The following is a 24,967-nucleotide window of genomic DNA, read 5'->3' as shown; positions in this document are numbered from 1 at the left end:
GTTTAACCATCATACACCTTCTATTCATGTTGAAACAACAAGAAATGGCTGTCATAATTGAATCAACAGTACGAATAAGCAGAGGTGTCTATGTCCAGCGATACGTCTTATACGACCGAAGAAATAGCCAAGCTGCTCAAAATATCCAAGCTCACCGTATATGATCTGATCAAGAAAGGCGAGCTCCCTTCTTACCGAGTCGGGAAGCAGATCCGCGTGGATGCTTCCGCTCTTGACGTGTACAAGCATCGGGCAAAAGGAGCTGCAGCACCTGTCCAAGCAGCTGTGCAGGGGCAGCACCAGTTACAATCGCAGCAGGGGAACATGACTTCACCTGCACCTCATCCGAACGTGCCGATACCGAGTGCTGCGTCAGAACGCTCCCTTGTCATTACGGGCCATGATATCAGCCTGGATATGCTGAGCAAGCACATTGAGAAGCAGCTGCCCGGCTTCCGGCCGCTCCGTTCATTCGTTGGCAGCATGGACAGCTTGATCTCCATGTACAAGGGCGAATCCGACATCGTGAGCACCCATTTGCTCGATGGCGACACCGGTACGTATAATTTGCCCTATATTCGGAAGCTGCTAGTCGGCAAGCCGGTTATTGTTGTCCATCTGCTTGCGCGCACGGCTGGCTTCTATGTAAAGCAAGGTAATCCGAAACAAGTGCAGGCCTGGACGGATTTGAGCCAGCCCGGACTTCGAATCGTGAACCGTGAGCAAGGCTCGGGTGCACGCGTGCTGCTTGATGAACAGCTGAGGCTGCATCAGATTTCAGCGCAGCAGCTTGACGGTTACCAAGACGAAGAGCATAGCCATCTGGCGATTGCCGGCAAAATCGCATCTGGCGAAGCTGATGTCGGCGTTGGTATTGAGCAGGCGGCAAGCATCGTCGGAGGCGTCGATTTCGTGCCGCTCATTCAGGAGCGTTATGATTTGGTCATGCTGAAACGACCGGACAATCTGCGGTGGATTGAATCGGTCGTTCAAATTCTGCAATCCGACTCGTTTCAGAATGAGCTGCGGAGCATTCGCGGCTATGATTTGCGGGAGAGCGGTCGGATTCTGCTCGATCTGTAATCAGTGTTCAAACAGCCCCTCGATACGCACCGGCATGTGCGTTTGCGAGGGGCTTCTTTCTATGCCAAAAATCCCCTTCAGCACGCAGCAAGCGAGCAAAGGGGATTTTCCTATTAGTGATCTTCTTTCGTTAATCGATTGACGATTAGGAGCATGATAAAGGAGAGCACCACCATGGAGCCGGCCCATGCCCATGCCATCCGCATACTGCCTCCGTCCATCGCAACATAGATGGCGGTAGGAATGGTCTGCGTTCTGCCCGGAATATTCCCGGCGATCATGAGCGTTGCTCCGAATTCGCCTAGTCCGCGCGCAAAGCCCAGAATATAGCCGGTCGTCACGGAGCGAAAAGCAAGAGGAAACGTAATGTAGCGAAAGACCTGCCACTCGGTCGCTCCGTACACCCTTGCCGAATTTTCCAGTGAGCGGTCTATTCCCTCAAAGCCAGCTTTCATTGTACGATAAGCTAGCGGAAACGCGACAACTACAGCAGCGATGACTGCAGCTTCCCAAGTGAAGATGATCGGACCGCCGAACAGTTTCTCATAGAGCTTGCCGAGCCAGCTTCGCCGGCCGAAGGCAACGAGCAGGATGAATCCGATGACCGTTGGAGGCAGCACAAGCGGAAGCATCAGAATCGCATCGATGATGCTCTTGCCGAAGAATCTCATTCGGGCCATCCGCCAAGCGATGAGGACGGATAGCGCCAGCATAATGACGCTGGCGATCAGCGATACTTGGATGGAAAGCGATATGGGTTCAAGAAAAGTTGGCCAATCCATTACTCATCATCCTGACTTATGGCAGCAAGAAGCCGTATTTCACGAATATAGCATCAGCCTTGCTTCCTTGTAAATACGCATAGAAATCAGCAGCTTCTTTCAGATGTTTCGTATCTTTCACGATACCGGCCGGGTAAAGAATCGGCTTATGAACACCTGGGATAATACGAAGAGCCACTTTAACTTTTTTGGAAGTGAGCGCATCGGTCTTGTAAACGAATCCGGCATCCACATTCCCAGTCTCAACGTAAGTCAGCACTTGACGAACATCTTTAGCGTAGACAAGTTTGGACTCGACGGAATCCCATACTTTACGGGTAGTTAAGGTGTCTTTCGCATATTGGCCGGCCGGAACGGATTCCGGTTGACCGATTGCAATGGTTTTAATATCTTTATCCGTCAATTGCTTAACCGTGTTGAAAGCTTTCTTGCTAGTGGTTGGCACGACCATGACAAGCTCATTCTTCAGCAGCAGCGAGCTGCGTTCAATTAGCTTCGCATCACTTAGCGCATCCACTTGCTTCTGGCCCGCGGAGAGGAACAGGTCAGCAGGTGCACCTTGCTCGATTTGCTTCTGCAGCGTACCGGATGAACCCAGGTTAAACACCAAATCAATCGTAGGATGGCTGGCTTCATAACCTTTCTCAATCTCAGCAAGGCTGTCTTTCAAGCTTGCAGCAGCGGAAACAAGCAGCTCTGTTTTCTTCGAAGCAGCAATTGCAGGTTGTGCCGTTGCAGCAAGTAAAGCTACCGGCAGGGCGATGCGCAGCATCAATTTCGACGTGCGTTTCAACATAAGTAATAACACTCCTATTTCATCGTCTATGCATGCATCTATGTGATGTATAGTAACATAGTAAACTACTGATTTGAATCTCTATTTTATAATTAGAACTATTTAGTATGGTTTAGACATAAATGGTGTGGGGGCTAATCTGAAATAGGAGGGGGAGAGATCTCGTGAAGAGACATAAAAGTCGTAAGCTGCTTATTATCGTGGCTGGTTTTATTTTTGCAATCATGTCGTTTACCATCGGCGTGAATCAGTTGCTTACCTTTAAGAAAGCGACTGTTGTTTTTGCCTCAAGCAGTGAGTCCGAGGTTCAAATTCCTGTGCTTTGCTATCATTCCATTACGGATAAGAAAACAGGGGCGTATGTGGTCAGTCCGGTTCATCTCGAGGAACAGATGCAATGGCTGCACGAACAAGGCTATCGGAGCATCAACCTGATTCAGTTTGACCAATTAATGAAGGGAAAAATGCCAAACGATGGACGAAATGTGCTGATTACGTTCGATGATGGCTATAAAGATAACGTTACGAATGCGTATCCGATCTTGAATAAGTATGGCTTTGTGGCTGTGGAGTTTCTGGTCACCAACTGGGTTGGCGGTCCGGATTATATGAATTGGAGCGAGGTAAATAAGCTTAACGGCAGAGGCTGGGATTTGATGTCGCATACGCGGACACATCCGTATTTGCCTCTCCATACTACGAAAGGTCAAGTCGATGAAATTGCCGGCTCTAAGGCGCTGCTTGAGAAGCATTTGTCCAAACCGGTTCGCGTCATAGCTTATCCGTATGGCTTGCGCAGCTTTGAGACCGTGAAGATCGTGAAGGACAGCGGGTATGATTACGCATTTACGTTCGATGACGGCATGACAACCTCGCTGCAAAATCCATATCTATTGAAGCGTCTGTTCATCTCGGGTGAGATGGATTTGACCTCGTTTAAGCAGAAGATGGAGCCGGAGACAGCCAATTGAGCTAATGAAAAAAAGAACCTTCAACGCCACTGCTGCAGTGGGTTTGGAGGTTCTTTTGCCTATTGTTCGGTTGTGAATCCTTGAAAGAATTGTCCGCTCTCCAGCTGATGGACGAACTGCTGCAGCCATTCATAATAGCGTACGGCATGCTTCAATTTATGGAGATCCTTGAGGCATAACATCCGCTCTTCCTCTGTGGTGTCAAGCTCGAGGATCATCTCCGATAAGGAGGGGAACACTTCGTCAATAGCACCGCGCATGACATCTATTTCCCGTTGCAGCTTCGCAGCGAAGAATTGCTGGAAGGCTTTGAAGAAATCGGCTTCGACTTCGTAGAGCTCTTTGCGGTCAGCCTTCTCTTCCAGCTTGACCATCATTTTGGAATCGATTAACGCGCGAACGGCGTAGCTCATGTTGCTCTTGCTCATGTTCATGCTGGCCTGCATCTCTTCTTGCGTCATTGGCCGATCCTCGAAGAGCATAATGCCGTAGAGCTGGCCGAAGGAATAATTAACGCCGTACAAGTCCATCGTTTTGGCAATGGCATCGATGACTTTCATGCGAAACTGCTCGCGCGGCGACACCGGTTCTTTCAGTTTCCCCGAAGTGACTTTCTTCACGTTCTCCGCCTCCGACTCCGAATGTACAAGGGTTCCGTGAAATTATACCAAACCGATAGGGGAAACGAAATAACCTCACTCCATTAGTTCAATAATTATTGAATTTATAACAATAAATAAGAAAATACGCAAATATTCAATGAAAATTAAATATTTTTTGAACAAATTGCGATTGATGAAGGCGCATGATATGAGTATAGTGGTAAAGAGGGGAGACGATGACTTGAATCAATTGACAGCAGCAGGCGTCAGTTATCCGATTGATGCTATTTTATTTGATAAAGACGGCACGTTGATCGATTTTATCTTCACTTGGGGCAAATGGAGCGAGCATATGCTGGCCGCGTTCGCTAACCATCTCGAGGCTAACCATTTGCCGCCGATGCAGCTCGATATCGCAACCTTGTGGGGGACGCGCCACGCCTCGAATGGGGAGATCATCGACTACGATCGTAATGGTCCCCTTGCGATGGGCACGATTGATGATCTGGTTGCCGTGCTCGCTTGGCAAGGTTATCTTGCCGGCTTGTCATGGGCGGAGGCAAAACTTGCTGTGCAGCAATGCCGGCAGTATGCGGATGAGCAGCTGAATGCGGCGCGAGCAGCTAAAGCGCTTCCCGGCGTGCTTTCATTCCTGGAGCAATGCCGCGAGAATGGGATTACCCTTGCTGTCGTCACTGCAGATGAGACAGACGCAGCTGTTAGGCAATTGGAGTGGCTGGGGCTCACGTCTTATTTTGCAGCATGTATCGGGACGGATCAGGTGGAGCGGGGCAAGCCGTTTCCGGATATGGTAGAGCTGGCCTGTTCAAGGCTGTCGCTCTCTCCTTCGCGGGTAGCTGTCATCGGGGATACGAACGGGGATATGAAAATGGCTAAATTTGCCGGAGCGGCTGTTGCCATCGGCATTGCGGCTGACGCTAGTGATGATGCAGGGTCGAAGCTGCCCGATGCGGATGCCATTATCGTTTCTATGTCTGAATTGGCTCTGCATAAGCAGCCATGATGAAGGGTGAGAGCACCGTGGGATGGATACTACTGGCGATTGCCATCGCCTTCGAGCTAACCGGTACGATTTCGATGAAATTGTCCGCGAGCTTCACGAAGCTGATTCCTTCGATCATCATGTTTGTTTGTTATGCGGCAAGCTTTACGTTAATTAATTACGCGCTTGGTTATTTGCAGGTTAGCGTTGTATATGCGGTCTGGTCAGGCGTCGGAATCGTGCTGATTACGATAGCCGGGTATTTTATTTTCGACGAGAAATTGCCTCCGATCTCCTTCTTATGGATTGGTTTGATTCTTGTTGGCGTTATCGGCTTGCAGGTGAGTAGTAAGGGGCATTGAAACCGACTTAATAGGGGGATATTCGCATTCTATGGAAACGAAACGAAACCAAGAGCAGCTGGAGCGGCCTTTGCTCTCCTTCCAAGTCATAACGGATACGCATATTACCAATGATCCGGCGCATGAGCATAATCGTAATCTGGAGCGGGCGCTTGCCGATATTGCGGCGAATGGCGAAGGAAGCTGCGGCATCATGCATGCCGGAGATTTGACGGATAACGGGCTTATTGAGGAGTATGAGGAATTTCACCGGATTTGGAATGCGAGCCGGGAGGCGCTCCCGAAGCTGTATGTGACGAGCGGCAATCATGATATTGGCGATGAATGGCGACATCACATGGATCTTTTCCTAGCGCAAACCGGCATGACCGGCATGTATCATGATCATTGGATCGACGGGTACCATTTTATCTTCCTCGGGACGGAAGAGGGGATTGGTCTGTACTGCACGTTGTCCGAGACGCAGCTTGCTTGGCTGGATGCGAAGCTGGGAGAAGAGGCTTCGCCCGATAAGCCGGTGTTCGTATTCCTGCATCAGCCATTGAAGGATACTGTGGCAGGCTCGCTTGAAGCGCAGAACTGGTACGGCGTCACGCAGGATGCGGAGCTCAAAGCGGTGCTGGCGAAACACCGCCAAGCGATCCTATTCACCGGTCATACGCACTGGGAGTTAGATGCCCCGCACACGTTCTTCGACGGAGGCGGGCAGCTGCCGGCGATGTTCAATGCCGCTTCAACTGCTTATCTGTGGACGGATGAGGATGAGCACAAGGATGGCAGCCAAGGCTTTTATGTCGAAGTGCATCCCGACCGTGTACTCGTGATCGGAAGGGATTTCGAACGAGGCGAATGGGTGGAAGGCGCGCAATTTCTAGTGAATTATCCGGTCTCATCCTAGTTGCGGCAGGACACCTGAAGAGGTGTCCTATTTTATTGTTGTTATTCCGCCGCAGTGGATGTATTATTTTACCAGGTTAATTGGCGGGAGGGCGCTGCGAATGGCATTGTATAAGCAAAGCTTGCAGACCGAAATCAGAAAATCCATCTCGATCGGCTATCAGCTCTTTCTGCCATCGGCGTATGACGAGCAAGAGGAGAAGGATTGGCCGCTAATCGTGTTTCTTCATGGCATTAATCGTCGCGGCGACGACCTCAGCGCGCTTGATGGATACGGGCTGCCGGCGATTGCGGAGAGCCGCGGCATTTTCAAATTTGTCGTTGCGGCGCCGCAGTGCGGGACACACTCGTTCTGGCCGATCGAGCGAGATGGCGTCATGGCGATGATCGATCATCTCGTTGCGAGCTGCCGGATCGACGAGCGGCGCATTTATTTAACCGGGTTCAGTATGGGCGGCAACGGCGCATGGGACTTGGCGGCGCGTTATCCGGAGCGGTTCGCGGCAGTGGCGCCGCTCTCCGGCTGGTACCAGCCCGAGGCTGCAGCCTTGCTGAAGAACGTCCCGATCTGGGCGTTCCACGGCGAAGACGACGATGTTGTGCCGGTGAGCGGTTCGCGCGATATGGTGCATGCACTCCAAGCGATCGGGGGCAATATCGCCTTCACCAGCTACCCGGGGCTGAAGCATCCCATCATGAGCGAAACGTACCGGAACACGGAGCTGTATCAGTGGTTTTTGCAGCATGAGCGTAGAGAGAACCCAGCCGATTGATGGCTGGGTTCTTTTGCGTGTAAGGGTATAGTCAGTTTGCAACCTTATGTGTAGGGCGGCCGTCTGTTGAGGTAAAGGGGGGAAGCTCACTTGACTAGAACCCATATCATTTTGATTGCGCTGATCGCGCTCGCGTGTGCATTCTATGGAGGATTCCTTGTCGGCTCGAATCAGAAGGAGGCATCGGAGGGTTCGGTCCAAGAAGCAATCGCTTCAAGATGGATCAAGGACGCGAAACCTCCATTACCGAAGATTACGATCGACGGGGAAGCGATCCCTGTGAAGCTGAGTGCCTACTCGTGGTGTGGCTCATCCATAGGTGATTCGGCAACCTGCTCAAGTGTGGATGCATCCATTCCGCAAATAGACCCCGTCACGGTGAAAGGCGGTTCTCTGATTGAGCAAGTTCCACCGCCCGGGATTAAAGAGTTTACTCTGACCAATACAAACAAGGATTTCAGCGGCGGCGATTCCTATTACGTGCCCACCGCGAAAGGTGTGTACCTCTATAACATCCACTGCGAGTGGTTCCTGGACCAAGGGCAGGCTGAGTATTATTTTGCGGTTGAGGTGAAATAGATTGAAAAAGGCGGCCCGGGAGGGTCGCCTTTGTTGTGCGGACTGTTAGGGTGGGAAGGATGCGCATGGTGCAGCTCTGGTCTACATATACCCGATTGAGGGGATTATCCGCAGCCATCACAGCGATTCCTCAGCAGACTTTCACTCTAACGAACGACAGAGGTCTTATTTGAGCCAAAAGACTGCATTGGAAATCTAACGAATCCTACAGGCCTTATTATGGGATTTACTGCCCTATACTGCTCCAAATCCCCCAAATAAGGCCCCCACGGTTCGTTAGAATAATTTAGGGGCTTATTTCGCGGGAATAAGGCCTCTACGGTTCGTTAGAATTTTAGCGCGGCCCATACATACACACAACCAACAAAAAAGCTTTCTCAAAACACCGCCTTCAGCCAGCAGCACTTTGAGAAAGCTCTATTTTCCAGCCTGCTATCCTACCATCCAATCGCGGCGCAGGGTGAACAAGTCCTTCAGGGCATCTGTCGACAGCTCGGTGATCCAGCCTTCGGAGCTCGTGATGACGTTGTCGCTCAGCTGCTGCTTGCTCTCCAGCATTTCGTCGATGCGTTCCTCCAGCGTGCCGAGCGAGATGAACTTATGCACCTGCACATCGCGCGTCTGGCCCATCCGGTACGCCCGGTCGGTGGCCTGGTTCTCCACGGCCGGGTTCCACCACCTGTCAAAATGGAACACATGGTTCGCCGCCGTCAAATTCAGTCCGACGCCCCCGGCTTTAATGGACAACACGAACACATTCGGCTGTTCCGCAGCCGGCAGTGTCTGCGACTGGAACTGCTCGATCATCCGGTCGCGGCCCGTCTTGGACGTTCCGCCGTGCAGATAGAGCACCGGCTCCTGCAATTCCTGTCCCAGCACCCGCTGCAGCATCTGCCCCATCCCGATATACTGCGTGAAAATCAAACAGCGCTCGCCTTCCTCGCGCAGCTCCCGCACCATCGCGAGCAATCGCTCCAGCTTAGCCGAACGGCCGATCAATGGCTCAGTCGCAAGCAAACCTTCCTCATCCGGCTCCGGAATCGGTTCCTTCGTGAGCAGCATCGGATGATCGCATAGCTGCTTGAGCTGCGTAAGCGCAGCGAGAATAGCGCCTTTGCGCTCAATTCCCTCCAGCGACTGCATCTTCTCCATCAGCTGATTAACCGTCTGATCATAGAGCGCGCCTTGCTCCGCGGTGAGATTAATGTAGGTTTTCATCTCGTTCTTATCCGGCAAATCCAGCTGAATCGCCGGGTCCTTCTTCTTGCGGCGAAGCATGAACGGCTTCACCAGCTTCTGCAAATCCTGCGTACGTTCCTCATCGCGCGCCTTCTCAATGGCTTGGCTGAACTGTTCATTAAAGGAACGCGAGCTGCCGAGATACCCCGGATTGATAAAATCATAGATCGACCATAGCTCGGACAGTCGATTCTCAATCGGTGTGCCGGTCAGCGCAATGCGGTGCCGGGCAGGGAAGCTGCGAACGGCTACGGATTGTTTGGTCCCGGCATTCTTGATGTTCTGCGCTTCGTCCAGACAGATAGCGGACCAGTGCAGACTGCTGATCGTATCCTGATCCAGCGCAGCCGTAGCAAACGATGTCAGCACAAGATCCGCTTCCTTTGCCTCCGCGAGGAAAGCCTCGCCGCTCTGCCGCTTGCTTCCGTAATGAAGCATGATGCGCAGCGATGGAGCGAAGCGCTTGAGCTCCTTCTGCCAGTTGCCAAGCACGGAAGTCGGACAGATAAGTAGAGAAGGCATCGTTCCAGCGCCACCGCTGCCACCATCGCTAAGCTCAGCCATTTCCTTCACATGCAGGAGGTAGGTGATGAACTGTACCGTTTTGCCAAGACCCATATCGTCGGCGAGGCAAGCTCCAAGTCCGAAGCGGCGCAAGAAGGCGAGCCATGCAAAACCATCCCGCTGGTAGCTGCGCAGCTCCGCCTGCAAGGTAGCAGGGACAGGGGCCGAAGGCCATTCCGTCTGCTGAGTCAGCTGCGCCATGAGCTTCGTCAGATGCTCATTCAGCTCCACCTCAAGCTGAACCCGGCCTGGATCTGCCTCTGCAGCACCGCCGTTATCCGTCGACCCGTCACCCGCACCGTCCGCACCATTCCCAAGCAAATGCAGCTGCATAATATCCTGAAAAGACAAGCCGCTGCTGCGATCCACGCTTGCCATCGCCTTGCGAATTTGCGCGAGAAGCACGGGATCAAGCGGCACCCAGCGTCCCCGGAAACGGACGAGCCGTTCGCCGCGGGCGACCAGCTCCGCGAATTCCTCTTCGGTCAGATCGGTGTCCCCGATCGCAATCCGCCAGTCAAAATCAACGAGCGAATCAAGGCCGAACAGCGAACCGCCGCCGCTCGTTCGATCGCGGCCTGCGCCGGGGCGAACCTTCGCCCGCAGTCGCGGCTTCTTGCGGCTGGCTGCTTCCCACCAAGCGGGAAGCAGCACTTGCCAGCCCGCAGCGATAAGCCGCTGGCTGCCCTCGGTCAAGAACTGCCATGCGGCATCATCGGTCAGCGGGCAGTTCAAGACATCGTCGTCGCCGCCGGAAAGCCGCTCTGCAGGCAAGCTTGCCTGCAGATGCGCTAGCCAAGCGGCCGAACGCTCGCGCACATGCGGTGACCACGAAGTCGGCCACGAGCCTAGCGCCGAGCCATCTCTCGTCAGCCGAAGCGGAACGAGCAGCGAAGGCTCGCGCTTATCTTGCAGCACGAGCGCAAGCTGCCAATCCTCCTCGCCCTCTTCCGGCTCAAGCAGTTGGAGCAGCGGCCGAAACGGCGACGTATCTGCCTTCCAGCCGGAAGCGACAAGCCAGGCTTGTGCATCCATGCCGGCCACGGCCGATGCACGATCCTTCGCGAAGAGCAGCGGGAAGTCGCGGCGCAAGTCGGCCGCTGTTTCTTCCGAGCCATAATACTGTGCGAAGACAGCCGCCGAGAACGCGGCGCGCAAACCCGCGAAGAAAGCCTCTTCCTCGCTTTCTCGTCCATCACTCACACCGGCTTCGGCCTGCAAGCCATGCTGCCGAAGCAGGCCAAGTGCCTCGGCATCCAGCTGCGCCTCGTCCCAAACCCACTGCAGCTTGCCGCGCCGGTAAGCCGCGAAGCTCGGCACATATTTCCGTTCCGCCAGACACGCCGCTAGAACAGGTGCCACCGCTGCCAGCGTGGCCGCATCATTTTCCCAGTTCCACTCCATATGCTCCAGCAGTCGGCGCTCGCCAAAGAAAGGAATGACATGCTCCGAGGGGAGCACGACAAACTCCATGTCCTGGACCTTCTCGATCTCCAGCTCCGTTCCGTAGAAGGAGGGCGCATGCCATGCGAATAACCGATGCTTCACATAGACGCCGGTCACGACGAAGCTCGGTACCGAGCCGTGAATAAGTGCATCGCCATGCGTAGTCAGGCTGACTTGAATCGAAATCGTTTCCGTGTACGTGCTCATGACAGCAGTCCCCCTTTCCGAAGCTCTTCTTGTAAGGCCCGAAGGCGGCTGTGGCGCGCACTAAAGGCGCTAATGAAGATGTCCCAGCGTTCGTCCTGCTTGGTTTTCTTATACAGCTTGTTCAGACGTTTCAACAGTTTCACGGCAGCCTTATAACTGTCTCTGTTCTTCAGCAGCACGTATCGCTCAACCGCTTGATGGTAGAAAGGAAGCAGCAGCTCAGGCGCTTCTTTCTCGATCGGCTTCAGGACGCCAACCTTGAATTCAAGCGGTTCTTTGCCCGAACTGATTTGATAGTCCATCCACTGCTGCCATCTGCCGTAAGAGAGCAGCGCCTCTTCGTAAAGACTGCGTGAATAGGGAAGCATGGCGCCAAGTGTTGCCCACATCCGCGGCTCTGCATCTTCAACGTGCGTGAGCGCAGTCTCCCAATAGCCGCCATAGGAATTGAAGTCGTCGCTGCGGTAACGGCTAAGCATCGGACCGACCTGCTCCAGCCAGCTCACAAGCCTCGGCCATGCCTCGACCTGTACGAGCGCTTCTAATAAAGGATCCACTTGGCCCGGCTGCAGGGAAGCCCGTTTGCCTTCGGCCTTCAGCAGCGCCCAAGCGTCCTCGTCTTGGTTCAGCTCGAAGTACATCAAGCATTGCGCCAGCATCCAAGGCACCCGCGACAGATGCTGCCCATGCACGTCCTCAGCTTGCTGAAGCTCGCTCAATTCGTCTTGCACCAGCTCGGTGCTGCCATCCAAATTCGGCCGGATCCACTTCATCCAGAACACCTGATACAGCTTGGCAAAACAGTTTAAGCTGCGATCTTCCCTCAGCATATGCGTCCGCAAATACGCCAGCGTTTCCTTCACGCGCGGCCAATATTCAGACTCTGATGTAATCGGAATCGGTTCGTCTAAACAGCGAAGCGCAGCTTCAAGCAGCTCATCCATCGCAAGCTGGGTATGGTAGCCCATGAAATGGCCGGAATGGCGCCAATCTTCTTGCGCCGGCTTGACCAGTTTCTCCAGCACAAACAAGTAAGCGTGCAGGTTGAACAGCTGCTCCAGCACGAGTGTAAGCACAGGCTTCATATTGTGAATGCCTGTGAGCATTTCCTTAGCTTCCTGCAAGAAGCGAGGGCTGTGGTTGAAAGGGCCGAGCGTCCTGCCAAACCGGGAATGCCATTCGGCGATGCTCAGCGCTGCGAGCTCATCCGCGCGGAGTGCTGCCGGGCGTTCTGTCGACGGGGCTTTTCCGCTGACTTTAGCGCCTTTAGCAGCGGCATTGGCACTCGCAGCCGCTGCTGAGCGCGCATTCACAATGGCAAGTACGGAACGCCCTTGCACGGCGGCGTAATAGAGCAAGACCGCGACAATATGCGTGCAGCGGCCGGTTTTTAAAGGACAAGAGCAAACAGAGCTCGGAATATCGTCCAGCTGCAGCGTGACATCGAACATGTCGGAGCCGTCTACCGCAGCCTCTACGATTGCGGCTTCAGGCATCGTGACCGAATGGACCCGATCCTGCTTATAATATTGAAAGCCTCGTTTGAGCGTGAGGTCATCGAATTGCTTGCCTACCTGCGCGACCAGCTCGGTCCACGCAGCATCATCGATGGAAAAAGGGAGTTTCATCGTCATAATTGGCTTCTCCTGCCCATGAATTCATAAACTGCATTCTATTATATCAGGTTTCGATTCACACAAAGGCGAACAGAGACAACATTCCCGCAAAAGAAATTTTCACAGTCAAAAATCCGAACGATAATCAAACATTCGCTCGAATAGTTCGCTTCTAACCGTCGAAAATCGTAATTTTTCATTGACAGCACTGCCTAATACCATTAACCTAGTAAAGGATTTACCCAATTAAACATTAATCAATCGTTCGTATATCCTCAACAATATGGTTTGAGGGTTTCTACAAGGAGCCGAAGAATCCTAACTACGAGCATAGGGATACGTGTATCTATGACACTCCCTATGCTTGCAGGTTAGGTTTTTTTTATTTGGGGGAAGCTAGGTCAACAAGGTTTACAGGAGGCGCTGCAAGAGATGGACAAACTATTTAAACTGCAAGAACGTGGCACTACCGTGTCAACGGAGATCATGGCAGGGATCACAACCTTCCTAACCATGGTTTATATCGTCATCGTAAACCCGGGTATTCTGAGCGAAGCGGGCATGGATTTCCATGGCGTATTCATCGCAACGGTGCTCGCGAGTATCGTCGCAACTTTAATCATGGGACTAGCCTCGAACTATCCGATCGTCATTGCGCCGGGAATGGGGTTAAACGCTTATTTTGCCTTCACTGTTGTAGGAGGAAGCGGGATCTCATGGCAGGTTGCGCTTGGGGCTGTTTTTGTCGCGGGCATTCTGTTCGTGCTGCTGTCGCTCACTTCGTTCCGCTACGCGCTGCTGGATGCGATTCCAACAAGTCTGAAGCATGCCATCACGGCAGGGATCGGCTTGTTCATTACATTCATCGGTTTGCAAAACGCGAAGATCATCGTCGACTCCCCGGCGACGCTGCTGACACTGGGCGATCTCTCTGCGCCGATGACGCTGCTTACTATAGTAGGTCTTGTAATTTCTCTTATTCTAATGGCTTACCGCGTACGGGGTTTCCTATTTATAGGCATGATCATTACAGCTATTATTGCGTTGATAACCGGACAAATGCACTTCCCGGATGCGGTCGTTTCGATGCCGAGCGGACTTTCAGCAACAGCCTTCCAGCTGGACATTGGCAGCGTGTTCTCGAAAGGGCTCTACTCGGTCATTTTCACCTTCCTTCTGATCACGCTGTTTGATACGACTGGTACGATGCTGGGTGTGGCGGAGCAGGCCAATCTGCTAAAAGACAATAAATTCCCGCGTTCCCAAGGGGCACTGCTGGCCGATGCCGCCGGCACGACCGTCGGTGCGCTGCTTGGCACAAGTCCGACTTCGGCTTATATCGAGTCCAGTGCAGGCGTTGCGATCGGCGGCAGAACCGGGCTAACGGCCGTTGTCGTTAGTATCCTTCTGGCAGTTACCTTATTCTTCTCACCGATTGTATCCGTACTTGCCGGCATTCCGGCAATCACTGCGCCTGCGCTTATAATCGTTGGTTTCTTGATGCTGAATGTGCTGCGCAAAATCGAGTGGAATGACATCGAGGAAGCTTTCCCCGCATTCCTAATCGTCGTCCTTATGCCGTTAACGTACAGCATTGCAACGGGCATCGGCGTCGGCTTCATTGTGTATCCCGTTCTAAAGCTGGTACGCGGCAAAATCAAAGACGTCCACCCGATCTTCTATTTGTTCGCGGTATTGTTCTTCATCCAGCTCGCATTTTTCAATCATTAAAAAAAGTTTGAAAAGTATGAGTGAAACTTTTTTTGGAATGGCCCCTTACTCTAGAAAAGATCTAACATTTAGTTGCTATACTGACGTAGCAGCAAACAAATGTAACCGCCACAGGGGATAGGAGTCAGTCAGCATGAATAGAGTCGTTGGATTGGGAGAATGGGTTTGTTCAGGCAACCAAGTAGAGACAATCACAACCTTCTCCCTGTCCACCTGTGTGGCGGTTACAGCTTACTGCCCGGTTAAGAAAGTAGCGGGCTTAATTCATATTGTGCTTCCGCATCCGCTTTCCGCGAAGGACGAGCTCAAACGGCCGGGCCATTTTGCCACAACCGGCGTACCCTTACTTATTCGCAAGATGGTGGAGCAGTTTGGTTGCCGCAAGCACAACCTGATTATCCAGCTGTTTGGAGGCGCACAGCCGAAGAAACGGGATTACTTCCGAATCGGAAGCCGCAACTTGGAGCAAGTGCAGCTCATGCTGCAGCATTTGAATATAGAACCCATTAAGGCTGAAGTTGGCGGCCAGGTAAGTCGCACGCTAAGGATGAGTGTGAAGACAGGCGAGATTAAACTCTCGACTTTACCGCTCAGTTCGTAAGAAGAGTACACAATCAGCGACAAGACACCTAGAGGAAATTCACCATTGTTGTCGAATGATGACTGATAAACCTATCAAGCAGGTGCGCAGACATGACGACTTGGGCAAGTACAACTACAATTATAGGTACAATTACGGCGGCTCTCTTGTGGGGCCGCTTCTATTACGTCCGGATGCACAGAGCGGGGGCGGAGTTCAAGGCGCTTCAACTGGAGTATGCAGCGCTGCTAAGAGAGCAGCATGGCATTACGTTTAAAATTAAGAAGGTAGACGGAAGATTTCGCTACACGATGGCAGACGGTCAACTGTTCTACAGGCTTGGGTTGACGCAGGCGGACATTGGCAAGGCCATGGAAGACATCTTTCCGGAGAATATGTATGCTTACATTAGAAGCGTGTACGATCGAGCATGGGCAGGGGAACAGTTTCAATATGAATCCGAACTAAAGGGTTACACTTACCTGAACAGCGTCATGCCGATTAGGGAAAACGGCGTAACGATGGAAGTGATCGTCGTTGGCAGCGACATTACCGAGCGGAAGAAAGCGGAGAAAGACATGCAAGAGAGCGAAGATCGTTATCGCTGCTTAGTGGAATTGTCGCCGGATGCGATTATGGTCATCGCGGACGGTAAGCTTGTATTGGCCAATCAGAAGGCGGTTCAATTTCTGGGAGACGGCAGTCTGGAGCAGTTAATGGAGCGTCCGCTTCGAAGTATGGTGCATCCGGATTATTTGACGAGAGCTAGGAAGCATGTCGAGCAAGTGCTTGAGAGCAGGGATGTCCTGCGGCCTTTCGAGAGCGTCTATTTGCGCGTCGATGGACAGTCGATCGATGTGGAAGTGACCGCATCTTGGATGCAATATAATGGAGAGTCTGCTATTATGGTTATTTTTCGAGACATTACGCAGCGTAAGCTTGCCGAACAGCAAATGCAGGAAACGAATCAGTTGCTTTCTCAATTAGCCAATGTCGACGGACTGACGGGCATTGCCAATCGCCGACATTTTGACGACCTGTTCGACAAAGAATGGGAGCTGGCTGTTCATGGGGCGCTTCCGCTGTCGGTTATCCTTTGCGACATCGACTATTTTAAAGCGTATAATGATAGCTACGGGCACCAAGATGGGGATACCTGCTTGCGGCAAGTGGCTGGCGTACTAAGCAGCTTACCCCTGCCGAACGGCGGTTTCGTGTCTCGGTACGGCGGTGAGGAGTTTATTGCACTGCTTCCGGAAACGAACCTCGAAGATGCGGCGGAGTTTGGCAGAATGCTGGGTCACGAGATCATGAAGCTGGCTATTCCTCACGGTGCTTCGCGCGTCAGCAGCTCGGTTACAATTAGTGTAGGTGTGGCAGCCTTAACGCCGACGGCCTTGATCGACAGAGATATGCTCGTTCGCCATGCGGACACGGCGCTCTACGAGGCCAAGCAGCAGGGGCGGAATCAAGTGAAGGTCTATGGCAGTGAATCTTTGGTTAAAGAAGGTGTGTAGGTGGCGAAGCAGAAGTTTTATGTCGTTTGGGTAGGAAGAAAACCCGGCGTATACAGCAATTGGAACGAGTGTCAGGCGCAAACGAGCGGATTTGATGATGCTAAATTCAAGTCGTACGAAACAAAGGCTGCAGCCGACGAAGCCTATCATGGCGGATGGAAGAAGCACTGGGGACAGGGCAGCGGCAGCGCCGGAAGCAGTTCCGGGCAGAGCTTCAAACGCAAGAGCGCCGCAGCGGAAGCGGGCAGCGAAGAGATTGATTATAACAGCATCTCGGTTGACGTAGGAACAAACGGAAATCCCGGACCTGTGGAGTATAAAGGTGTGGATACGCAAACAGGCGAAGTGATCTTTGCCGTTGGCCCGATATCCAAAGGCACGAATAACCTCGGAGAGTTTCTTGCCATTGTACATGGACTAGCCTATTTAAAGAAGCTTGGCAGCAATAAGACGGTGTACAGCGATTCGATGAATGCACTCAAATGGGTGAGACAGAAAGAAGTATCCTCTACCCTTGTCAGGGATGCGTCTACGGCGGAGATTTGGGGCATGGTAGACCGCGCCGTCAAGTGGCTGCAAACCAATACGTATTCCAATAAAGTGGTCAAGTGGCAGACGAAGCAGTGGGGCGAAATCAAAGCGGATTACGGGCGCAAATAAGCGTCCGTTGCAGTCCGCAGCATACTGGTAGATGAACGGAGTAAGCACAAATGGCTTTTCAAGAGATTACCGAACAAGAATGGCTGGGACAACCTAAAGCGGAGCATGAACGGGAAGCGATCTACTTCTTCACGCCGCTCTGCGGAACATGCAAGCTGGGGCTGCGTATGCTCGAAATCGTAGAAGCGGCCGGCAGCACGACGCCGATTCGTACGATGAATATCAATTTCTCGCCAACCCTGCGAGACGGATGGCGGATCTCCAGTGTGCCTTGCCTTGTGCTTCTGGAGGGCGGGGAGCCTGTCCGTTTCGAATATGCGATGAGGTCGGTCGATGATCTGTATCGCCTACTAAAGTAACGTTCCTTTCACGCTGAAAGGAACGTTTTTTGTTTTTTTTGAAGAATAAATAGAAATCTAACAGTTACTAAATAACTTTACTAACGACTGTGTGGTACATTAGTATCAGATTAGTCCAAAAGCACGATTTTTGGTGCAATTTGTCGAAAATACCGCTTCAATACATAGATAAAGAAGCTGAATTAGGAGGCGGAGTTTGTGAAGGCGAATTTCAAGCCCTTTGTATTTATATTATTATGCTCTACCATGCTTGTCGCCGGAATCAGCTTCTTCTCCTATTCCCAATCCAAGTCGATTCTGAAAGAGAAGATGACGCTCTCCACGCAGCAGATGGTGATGCAGTCTGTCGATAAGCTGAATCTCACGTTACGGAATTACGAGGATCTGACTTATAACTTTATTACGGACAGCGTGATCTTAAGCAATTTGGCCGATTACAGCAGCTCGAGCAGCGGCCAGTTGGATCGCTATACCGCTGCGAATGCCATCAAAACAACCATTGCGGTCCGTTTCTTCAGTAAAGGCGAAATTACGGCCGTCCACCTCTTACCTCAGGATTCTCAACTAAAAGCAATCACGACAACCCCCCCTGATGTACCAAGTATCGACTACACACATACGGATTGGTATAAACAAGCTTTGACCGGAGGCAGAATCGTATGGCATGAAACGAAGAGTAAGGGCTACATGTCCGGCTTGTCGTCGTTTGCCATCAGCCGCAGTATGACGCTGGGCTCGGGACAACGCTATCTGCTCTTGGTTGAAATTAGTACTCGTGTGCTGAATGATACCTTGTCGGAGAGACAGCTGGGCGACAGCGGTGAAATTGTGCTGCTGGGAGGAAGTAATCGCCTGCTAAGCACAGCCCGCGGTGCCAGTGAAGGAGACGTATATGCCATTCCTGAGCTGAATTGGACCAATATCGACAAGGATGCTTCTTTGTCTTCCATCGATACCGCTACGATCAAGGTGGACGGTACGCGGCAGCTGATTGTGGCAGGCAAGCTGTCCACCGCCGGCTGGAAGGTGGAGGCGGTGATTCCGGTCTCGGAGCTGGTGAAGGATACGCGTAAAATTCGCAATACGACGCTCGCAAGTGTGCTCACCATCGCGATCGTGACGTATCTGCTTAACTATTTGTACCAACGCAGGCGAAGCGAAGCCAAAATTCGCTATATGGCCTATCACGACCATTTGACGGACTTGGCCAACCGCAAGCTGTTTAATGAACTCTTGGAGAAGGAGATCGGCATCGCTAAGCAGTATGGACAACGTTTTGCCGTATTGTTTATCGATCTGGATCGACTCAAGATCATTAACGATACGTTCGGACATGGTGCGGGTGACAAGCTGCTCATTGATATTTCGGAGAAGCTGAAGCGGCAGCTCGATAAATCATTCACCATTGCGCGGTTTGGCGGTGATGAGTTTCTTGTATTGATGCCTCAAATCGGCGAGTACGACGAGGTTGAAACGGTTATTTATGAAATTGCAGCTCTAATTCAGCAGCCAATCTATTATCAGGACAAAGAATTGTTTGTTTCCGCCAGTATCGGCGTCAGTATCTATCCGCAGCACGGTGAGGACGGACAGTCGCTGATCAAGAATGCCGATATGGCCATGTACAGCGTCAAGGAAAGCGGTCGGAGCAGCCACCGATTCTACGATGCGGCGATGGAGAAGAAATCGTATGGCAATCTGTCGCTGGAGCGGGATTTGCGCAAGGCATTGGAGCGGGAGCAGCTGCTGCTGATGTATCAGCCGCAATATGAGCTTGCAACCGGACGAATCGCCGGCGTCGAGGCGCTTGTCAGGTGGAGGCATCATGAGCATGGGCTCATCTCGCCGGCTGAATTTATCCCGATTGCCGAGGATTCCCGCCTCATCATTCCGATCGGGGAATGGATTCTATATACGGCCTGCAAGCAGAATAAGGCTTGGCAGGATGACGGATTACCAGCGGTGCAGGTTTCCGTTAACTTATCCATCCATCAATTCCAGAACAACAGCATTATAGAAACGGTGTCGAATGTCTTGCAGCAAACAGGCCTTGAACCGCAGTATCTGGAGCTTGAAATTACGGAATCCATTGCGATGCAGGATGTCGAGAAGGTCATTCTTACGTTGCAAGGCCTATCGGAGCTGGGCGTCAAAATATCGATCGATGATTTTGGAACCGGGTATTCCTCGCTCAGTTACTTGAAGAACTTCCCCATCCATCGTCTCAAGGTGGACAAGTCTTTCTTGGACGACATGATTGAGAACCCGAAGGAACGGGCGATTGTCGGAGCCATTATCGTCATGTCGCACAGCTTGAATTTGAGCGTGACTGCCGAAGGCGTCGAGACGATGGAGCAAGTGAAGCTGCTAAGTGAATTGAATTGCGACGATGTTCAGGGATATATATTCAGCCGCCCTCTCTTGCCGGAGGATTGCGCGCATCGCCTAGTCGAAAATGCCAGTTATGCAGGCAGGAGGCCATAGCTATGGGAGTTCATCCTACTAGAAAGCTGCGTCCGTTTGTTTACGCATTGATGATGTTGACTGTAGCCACAGGCTGCAGCGCCAAGAACCATTCGAATTCGGAAGATGCCAGTCTCATGAGCGAACAGGTGCAGGCGAATGCTCCGATAGAGAAGGTTACCCTTAAGATGATGGAGAGTTTGACGAACCCTCAGCGAACGGGCATTTTGAAAGAGCAGATTGCGGAATTCGAGGCAGAGAATCCGATGATTCATGTGGAGTTGATCTCACCTCCGTTTGACCAAGCGGACGAGACGATTCGGACGATGCTGGCTGCTAAACAAGATCTCGATGTTATCGAGGTACGGGATGTTAATATTGCCGATTATGTGAGTAAACAGTACATAGATCCACTGGATACGTATGCAGCGAAGTGGAAGGATTTCTCGACCGTTGCGGAGATTCCGCTGAATGTTGGCAGTGTGAAGGGACAGCTTTATTTCCTGGCCAATGGTTTGTACGAACGGCAGCTTTATTATCGCAAAGATTGGTTCGACAGCCAGGGGCTGACTCCGCCGACAACGTGGCAGGAGCTGTACGAGACGGCCGTGAAGCTGACCGATCCCGCGAAGAATCGCTACGGCTTCTCCTTCCGCGGTGCGAAGGGAGCCAATTCGATCTTTGATACGATGATCCGGACGTACAATGGCGATCAGATGAACCTTGATGACGGCGCCTTCCGCAAGGACGGCACGAGTGCATATTCGTCGCCTGAAGCGGAGCAGGCACTGTCGTTGTTCGCGTTGCTTTATAAGAATGCCTCGCCGGAGGAGTCCCTGTATTCGGGTTTCGAAGAGCAGGTCAATGCGTTCACCTCGGGTCAGACGGCGATGCTGCTCCAGGATTCGGATGTTATTCAGACGCTTCAGGCCAAAATGCCGCATGGTACCTGGGCTACAGCTTCGATGCCCACAGGTCCGAACGGGAAAGCGTTAATTACAGTCGGTGCGGCAGGCTGGGGAATTCCCGCACAATCGCTGCACAAGGAAGAGGCATGGAAGCTGATCGCATACCTATCGAGCCCGGAGAAGAACATCTCCTTTGGCAAACGGTATGGACTGGTGCCGATACATACGACTGCTGCGTCAGATCCCTTTTTTATAACCGGTCCCTATAAGCCGTTGATTGAGATGACCAATAACCCGGATAAGTATTTGTATTATCGACTGCCGATTCAGTATCCGAGCTACTTGGAATGGGAGAAGCGTTCGACCAAAGCGGAACAGCAGATGCTCCTCGGGGAAGCATCGGTGAAGGATACATTGGCGGAATGGAATGCCTTTTGGAAAGAACAGCAGGAGCTCATGCAGCATTAACGAGAAGCAGGTCCGGCCATGTGGCGGACTTGCTTTTTTTGTAAAAAAACGTTGACAGTTTGTCCCAGTCGGGAGTAGCATAGGTGCCATGTTACATAAGTAAACCGTTTTCATTCTATCGTGGGGAGTGTACAGCGTGTATAACTTTAATGGCTTGGATATGGGAATTGGAAACCTAGCAAGATTGTCGAATGCCAAAACAAGATCGATCAGCCCGGAGAACTTTACGGGTGAGCCAGGTAAGGGCGGCATGGCCGCTGAAGGTACAGGTGCAAACTGCGCGCGTGACTTGGGTGTAGGCTGGAAGGTATCGCCGTCGGTCCAAATTGCAGCAGGAGAAACGCTTACTATGGGTGAAATTGCCGGACCCGGCGCGATTCAACATATTTGGCTTACCTGTCATCCCGGTTCATGGCGCAACTTGATCTTCCGCATTTATTGGGACAATGAAGAAACGCCTTCCGTGGAAGTGCCCGTCGGCGATTTCTTCTGTAATGGCTGGCAAGAGCGCTGCAATGTGAATTCGTTCCCGGTTGCGGTCAATCCGGCCGGCGGTATGAACAGCTACTGGCAAATGCCTTTCCGCGGTTCGGCACGCCTAACGATGGAGAATACGTCAACAAGCGAGAATGCTGTACTGTACTATCAAATCGACTACACCCTTACGGAAGTGCCGGAGGATATGGCGTATTTCCATGCTCAGTGGAGAAGAAGCAATCCGGTCGCTTACAAGGATGTCCATACCCTTATTGATGGCGTTAAAGGTAAAGGCCATTACGTCGGCACTTACCTCGCTTGGCAGGTTAACAATACCGGCTGGTGGGGCGAAGGCGAAATCAAGTTCTTCATGGACGGGGACAGCGAGTTCCCGACGATCTGCGGAACAGGCACAGAGGATTATTTCGGCGGCGCATGGAACTGGGAGCATCCGCAGGGGCAATACGGGGTTTACTCCACGCCGTTCCTCGGTATGCACCAAGTGATTAAGCCGGATGGCCTGTATCGCAGCCAACAGCGTTTCGGAATGTATCGCTGGCATGTGCAGGATCCGATCCGCTTCGAATCCGAGCTGCGCGTCACGATTCAAGATCTGGGCTGGCGTTCCGGCGGCCGCTACCTGCCTCAGCAAAGCGATATCGCTTCGACTACCTTCTGGTATCAAGCAGAACCGCATGCGCCATTCCCAGCCTTGCCGGGTAATGATGAGCGTGAAGTTATCTAATTCGTGTATATGGATGGAAGCCGGCTCAAGATGAGTCGGCTTCTTTTCTGTGCTATGATAATCTCAACCTAATCATTGGAAAAGCAGGTGCCAACCTATGTCTTCTCGTAAGTTCGCCGGTTTATGGAAATGGATCGCAGTAACAGCCGTTTATGCGGTCTTAATGGCTATGTATGTCTGGTTTACGTCACCGAATAACGTACCGGCTGCCTATGTCGGAACCGCCGGCGATCCGGCGACATTCTTCAGCGCGGAACAATTGAAAGACAGCGCAGTGTTAAACGCGATGCGCAATTGGATTTTCTTCATTAGCGGACCATGGGAATGGCTGATTTACCTGTTTCTGCTCTTCGGCGGTCTGGGTCGATATTGGCGGGATGCCTTGGAACGCCGGGGGCTTCCGCTTATTGTTCGTTTTCCGTTGTTCGTGCTGCTAGTAGATGCGGCCTCGTTCCTGCTGTACTTACCGCTTCGTGTGTTTGGCTATAGCTTGTCGAAGTCTTATGGCATTACGACGCAGCCGGTGCCGGGCTGGATTCGGGATAAGCTGGTTGCCTTCGGTGTGGGGTATGTGACGCTGCTGGCTGTTTCTGCGGTTGCGTTCTGGATTCTCTCTCGCAAGGGCAGATGGTGGTTGAAGCTGTGGCTGATTTCCGTACCGTTCACGCTGTTTATGATGTACGTGCAGCCGGTCGTCATTGATCCGCTGTACAATCATTTTACGGAGCTGTCTGATCCGCAGCTGGAGAAACGTATTCTGGAGCTCGCCGCCAAAGCGGATATCCCGGCTGATCGCGTGTACGAGGCGGATATGTCTACCAAGACGAATGCGATTAACGCCTATGTGACAGGGATCGGCAATTCACTGCGAATCGTGCTTTGGGACACGACGCTCAAACAGCTGACAGAGCAGGAAATTCTGCTCATTATGGCGCATGAGATGGGGCACTATGTGATGCACCACTTAGAGTGGAGCGCATTGGGTGCTGTTGGTTCCTCGCTTGTGGTTATAGTTGTCGGGGGCTGGATCTATACATGGAGTATCCGCCGCTATGGGGAGCGCTTCGGCATTCGCAGCCGCTCCGATATGACGGCATTGCCGCTTCTACTGCTTATTATCGCGGTGCTGTCCTTCGCATCGCTGCCGGTCAGCAATTTCGTTTCGCGCGGCGCGGAATCCGCAGCCGATGCGTATGCGATGGATTTGCTCGGTAGTGCGGAGGGCTCCATCTCGATGCAGCAGAAGACGGCGGTTATTACGCTGAGCGATTTGAACCCGCCGCTGCTCGTACGTTGGTTCCGGGATACGCATCCAAGCGACCTGGAGCGCATTGCGGCGGCCATGAAATTCGAACGTGAGCATAAAGGGGAAGGAACGCATGAGTAATGCTCCTGTAAAAGGAGAAGTATCGCTCTATTTGCTCAGCGGTCTGGCGACTGCACCGCAATTCATGGAGAGCTTTCGCGCTGCGCTGCATGCTATACTGACCCGAGAAGGCTACGAGGTTGTTGCGTCACAGCTGCTCTTCCCTTATGGAGACTGGAGCCGGAACGTTATCCCGCAGCTCTGGGAAATCGGGCGCGATATGCGGCTTAGCCCTCAGGGGGCTTCGCGCTCGATCGGCGGGAGGCGAGCCGTCGCGGACATTCAGGCCGGCCGACTTCGCCGCGGGCAGCATGGAGGCCGGACGATTCTGATCGGCCACAGCGGCGGTGGCGTAGCAGCCGTGCAAGCGGCGAAGCTTCTGCATGAGCAAGAGGGCGGGGCACCTAGCCCGGTTGTGATGATTGGCTCGCCGAGATGCCGCATAGCGCAAGAGCTGCGGCAGTCGGTGCTGTTTGTTCATGCCACGGTGGAGTCGGACTCGGCTAGCGATCGAGCGGTTGACACGATAAGCCGGCTGGGTACATTCGGCGGCTGGTCTCGGGGGCGGCGCGGTATTCTGCCTGTATGGCAGCCGGATAAGCATGGGCCAGCCGGAGCTTGCGGCGTACCGATTATTGGCAAACATGCGGATTACTTTCGAGAGCATGCCCCGTATACGAATCGGATGGGCTTGTCGAACCAGTGGCTGACGCTGCAGGCGGTATGGGGCTGGCTTAGCGGGATTATCTAGAACTAAGTCTTGCTGTTCGCTG

Annotated in this window: 22 protein-coding genes and 1 riboswitch; of the genes, 17 read left to right on the top strand and 5 right to left on the bottom strand. The window is 52.5% G+C overall.

The genetic code is table 11. The features are described 5' to 3' along the window. The first annotated feature begins 90 nt into the window (after positions 1–90). Complete coding sequence (locus AC50Y3_RS24795) at positions 91–1,083, top strand: helix-turn-helix transcriptional regulator (RefSeq protein ID WP_494821403.1); 993 nt, start codon at positions 91–93, stop codon at positions 1,081–1,083. A gap of 113 nt (positions 1,084–1,196) precedes the next feature. Here AC50Y3_RS24795 and modB read toward each other — a convergent pair whose 3' ends face one another. Further along, the gene (modB, locus tag AC50Y3_RS24790; RefSeq protein WP_494821402.1) at positions 1,197–1,865 is read right to left on the bottom strand and encodes a molybdate ABC transporter permease subunit; all 669 of its coding nucleotides are present in this window, start codon (positions 1,863–1,865) and stop codon (positions 1,197–1,199) included. A gap of 16 nt (positions 1,866–1,881) precedes the next feature. After that, complete coding sequence (gene modA, locus AC50Y3_RS24785) at positions 1,882–2,661, bottom strand: molybdate ABC transporter substrate-binding protein (RefSeq protein ID WP_494821401.1); 780 nt, start codon at positions 2,659–2,661, stop codon at positions 1,882–1,884. 164 nt (positions 2,662–2,825) lie between these two features. On the opposite strand from modA, the gene AC50Y3_RS24780 reads away from it, so the two are divergent. Further along, positions 2,826–3,632, top strand: a complete 807-nt coding sequence (locus AC50Y3_RS24780; RefSeq protein WP_494821400.1) for a polysaccharide deacetylase family protein — start codon at positions 2,826–2,828, stop codon at positions 3,630–3,632. A gap of 59 nt (positions 3,633–3,691) precedes the next feature. Here AC50Y3_RS24780 and AC50Y3_RS24775 read toward each other — a convergent pair whose 3' ends face one another. Then, complete coding sequence (locus AC50Y3_RS24775) at positions 3,692–4,252, bottom strand: GbsR/MarR family transcriptional regulator (RefSeq protein WP_494821399.1); 561 nt, start codon at positions 4,250–4,252, stop codon at positions 3,692–3,694. 223 nt (positions 4,253–4,475) lie between these two features. On the opposite strand from AC50Y3_RS24775, the gene AC50Y3_RS24770 reads away from it, so the two are divergent. The 5 genes from AC50Y3_RS24770 to AC50Y3_RS24750 all read left to right on the top strand — a co-directional run bounded on the left by AC50Y3_RS24770 (position 4,476) and on the right by AC50Y3_RS24750 (position 7,848). Beyond that, a complete protein-coding gene (locus AC50Y3_RS24770) occupies positions 4,476–5,258 on the top strand; it encodes an HAD family hydrolase (protein ID WP_494821398.1) in 783 nt (260 codons plus the stop codon). Then, positions 5,258–5,599, top strand: coding sequence for a DMT family transporter (locus AC50Y3_RS24765; RefSeq protein ID WP_494821496.1), 342 nt, complete (start codon positions 5,258–5,260; stop codon positions 5,597–5,599). Before AC50Y3_RS24770 ends, AC50Y3_RS24765 begins: the two co-directional genes overlap by 1 nt. Positions 5,600–5,630: 31 nt before the next feature. Next, positions 5,631–6,497, top strand: a complete 867-nt coding sequence (locus tag AC50Y3_RS24760) for a metallophosphoesterase family protein (protein ID WP_494821397.1) — start codon at positions 5,631–5,633, stop codon at positions 6,495–6,497. Positions 6,498–6,597: 100 nt separating this feature from the next. Beyond that, positions 6,598–7,269, top strand: coding sequence for a carboxylesterase family protein (locus AC50Y3_RS24755; protein ID WP_494821396.1), 672 nt, complete (start codon positions 6,598–6,600; stop codon positions 7,267–7,269). A 90-nt stretch (positions 7,270–7,359) separates the two neighbouring features. After that, positions 7,360–7,848 (top strand): hypothetical protein, encoded by a 489-nt coding sequence (locus tag AC50Y3_RS24750; protein ID WP_494821395.1) that lies wholly within the window; start codon positions 7,360–7,362, stop codon positions 7,846–7,848. A 432-nt stretch (positions 7,849–8,280) separates the two neighbouring features. On the opposite strand, the gene AC50Y3_RS24745 is transcribed toward AC50Y3_RS24750, so the two are convergent. Both AC50Y3_RS24745 and AC50Y3_RS24740 read right to left on the bottom strand, forming a co-directional pair. Further along, positions 8,281–11,304, bottom strand: a complete 3,024-nt coding sequence (locus AC50Y3_RS24745; RefSeq protein WP_494821394.1) for a DEAD/DEAH box helicase — start codon at positions 11,302–11,304, stop codon at positions 8,281–8,283. Next, entirely contained in the window at positions 11,301–12,938 is a 1,638-nt protein-coding gene (locus AC50Y3_RS24740; protein WP_494821393.1) for an SWIM zinc finger family protein, read from the bottom strand. The genes AC50Y3_RS24745 and AC50Y3_RS24740 overlap by 4 nt, the downstream gene beginning before the upstream one ends. 227 nt (positions 12,939–13,165) lie before the next feature. Continuing rightward, a riboswitch (purine riboswitch) is annotated at positions 13,166–13,265 on the top strand. A gap of 87 nt (positions 13,266–13,352) precedes the next feature. On the opposite strand from AC50Y3_RS24740, the gene AC50Y3_RS24735 reads away from it, so the two are divergent. The 10 genes from AC50Y3_RS24735 (at position 13,353) to AC50Y3_RS24690 (ending at position 24,945) form a co-directional block, all read left to right on the top strand. Beyond that, positions 13,353–14,651 carry an NCS2 family permease gene (locus AC50Y3_RS24735; protein ID WP_494821392.1) on the top strand — a complete coding sequence of 433 codons (1,299 nt, stop codon included), beginning with the start codon at positions 13,353–13,355 and terminating at the stop codon, positions 14,649–14,651. 133 nt (positions 14,652–14,784) lie between these two features. Further along, positions 14,785–15,252: a chemotaxis protein CheD gene (locus AC50Y3_RS24730; RefSeq protein ID WP_494821391.1), complete on the top strand. Its 468-nt coding sequence runs from the start codon at positions 14,785–14,787 to the stop codon at positions 15,250–15,252. A 92-nt stretch (positions 15,253–15,344) separates the two neighbouring features. Beyond that, positions 15,345–16,748, top strand: a complete 1,404-nt coding sequence (locus AC50Y3_RS24725) for a GGDEF domain-containing protein (protein WP_494821390.1) — start codon at positions 15,345–15,347, stop codon at positions 16,746–16,748. Then, the gene (gene rnhA / locus AC50Y3_RS24720; RefSeq protein WP_494821389.1) at positions 16,749–17,408 is read left to right on the top strand and encodes a ribonuclease H; all 660 of its coding nucleotides are present in this window, start codon (positions 16,749–16,751) and stop codon (positions 17,406–17,408) included. A 50-nt stretch (positions 17,409–17,458) separates the two neighbouring features. Continuing rightward, complete coding sequence (locus AC50Y3_RS24715; protein ID WP_494821388.1) at positions 17,459–17,767, top strand: thioredoxin family protein; 309 nt, start codon at positions 17,459–17,461, stop codon at positions 17,765–17,767. Positions 17,768–17,965: 198 nt separating this feature from the next. Then, the gene (locus AC50Y3_RS24710) at positions 17,966–20,251 is read left to right on the top strand and encodes a putative bifunctional diguanylate cyclase/phosphodiesterase (protein ID WP_494821387.1); all 2,286 of its coding nucleotides are present in this window, start codon (positions 17,966–17,968) and stop codon (positions 20,249–20,251) included. A 2-nt stretch (positions 20,252–20,253) separates the two neighbouring features. Beyond that, a complete protein-coding gene (locus AC50Y3_RS24705) occupies positions 20,254–21,606 on the top strand; it encodes an ABC transporter substrate-binding protein (protein ID WP_494821386.1) in 1,353 nt (450 codons plus the stop codon). 136 nt (positions 21,607–21,742) lie between these two features. Continuing rightward, positions 21,743–22,828, top strand: a complete 1,086-nt coding sequence (locus tag AC50Y3_RS24700) for a glycoside hydrolase family 172 protein (RefSeq protein ID WP_494821385.1) — start codon at positions 21,743–21,745, stop codon at positions 22,826–22,828. A gap of 97 nt (positions 22,829–22,925) precedes the next feature. Further along, the gene (locus tag AC50Y3_RS24695; RefSeq protein WP_494821384.1) at positions 22,926–24,215 is read left to right on the top strand and encodes a M48 family metallopeptidase; all 1,290 of its coding nucleotides are present in this window, start codon (positions 22,926–22,928) and stop codon (positions 24,213–24,215) included. Beyond that, complete coding sequence (locus tag AC50Y3_RS24690; RefSeq protein WP_494821383.1) at positions 24,208–24,945, top strand: alpha/beta hydrolase family protein; 738 nt, start codon at positions 24,208–24,210, stop codon at positions 24,943–24,945. The genes AC50Y3_RS24695 and AC50Y3_RS24690 overlap by 8 nt, the downstream gene beginning before the upstream one ends. Positions 24,946–24,967: the final 22 nt, after the last annotated feature.

This window comes from Paenibacillus sp. J22R98, assembly GCF_059383835.1.
This window is presented reverse-complemented; position numbering and strand designations above follow the sequence as displayed.

Excerpts from the sequence above, each read along its gene's own strand:
- AC50Y3_RS24795 (WP_494821403.1), top strand. The coding sequence starts at position 91 with ATGTCCAGCGATACGTCTTATACGACCGAAGAAATAGCCAAGCTGCTC.
- modB (WP_494821402.1), bottom strand. The coding sequence starts at position 1,865 with ATGGATTGGCCAACTTTTCTTGAACCCATATCGCTTTCCATCCAAGTA.
- modA (WP_494821401.1), bottom strand. The coding sequence starts at position 2,661 with ATGTTGAAACGCACGTCGAAATTGATGCTGCGCATCGCCCTGCCGGTA.
- AC50Y3_RS24765 (WP_494821496.1), top strand. The coding sequence starts at position 5,258 with ATGAAGGGTGAGAGCACCGTGGGATGGATACTACTGGCGATTGCCATC.
- AC50Y3_RS24760 (WP_494821397.1), top strand. The coding sequence starts at position 5,631 with ATGGAAACGAAACGAAACCAAGAGCAGCTGGAGCGGCCTTTGCTCTCC.
- AC50Y3_RS24755 (WP_494821396.1), top strand. The coding sequence starts at position 6,598 with ATGGCATTGTATAAGCAAAGCTTGCAGACCGAAATCAGAAAATCCATC.
- AC50Y3_RS24745 (WP_494821394.1), bottom strand. The coding sequence starts at position 11,304 with ATGAGCACGTACACGGAAACGATTTCGATTCAAGTCAGCCTGACTACG.
- AC50Y3_RS24740 (WP_494821393.1), bottom strand. The coding sequence starts at position 12,938 with ATGACGATGAAACTCCCTTTTTCCATCGATGATGCTGCGTGGACCGAG.
- AC50Y3_RS24735 (WP_494821392.1), top strand. The coding sequence starts at position 13,353 with ATGGACAAACTATTTAAACTGCAAGAACGTGGCACTACCGTGTCAACG.
- AC50Y3_RS24730 (WP_494821391.1), top strand. The coding sequence starts at position 14,785 with ATGAATAGAGTCGTTGGATTGGGAGAATGGGTTTGTTCAGGCAACCAA.
- AC50Y3_RS24725 (WP_494821390.1), top strand. The coding sequence starts at position 15,345 with ATGACGACTTGGGCAAGTACAACTACAATTATAGGTACAATTACGGCG.
- AC50Y3_RS24715 (WP_494821388.1), top strand. The coding sequence starts at position 17,459 with ATGGCTTTTCAAGAGATTACCGAACAAGAATGGCTGGGACAACCTAAA.
- AC50Y3_RS24705 (WP_494821386.1), top strand. The coding sequence starts at position 20,254 with ATGGGAGTTCATCCTACTAGAAAGCTGCGTCCGTTTGTTTACGCATTG.
- AC50Y3_RS24695 (WP_494821384.1), top strand. The coding sequence starts at position 22,926 with ATGTCTTCTCGTAAGTTCGCCGGTTTATGGAAATGGATCGCAGTAACA.
- AC50Y3_RS24690 (WP_494821383.1), top strand. The coding sequence starts at position 24,208 with ATGAGTAATGCTCCTGTAAAAGGAGAAGTATCGCTCTATTTGCTCAGC.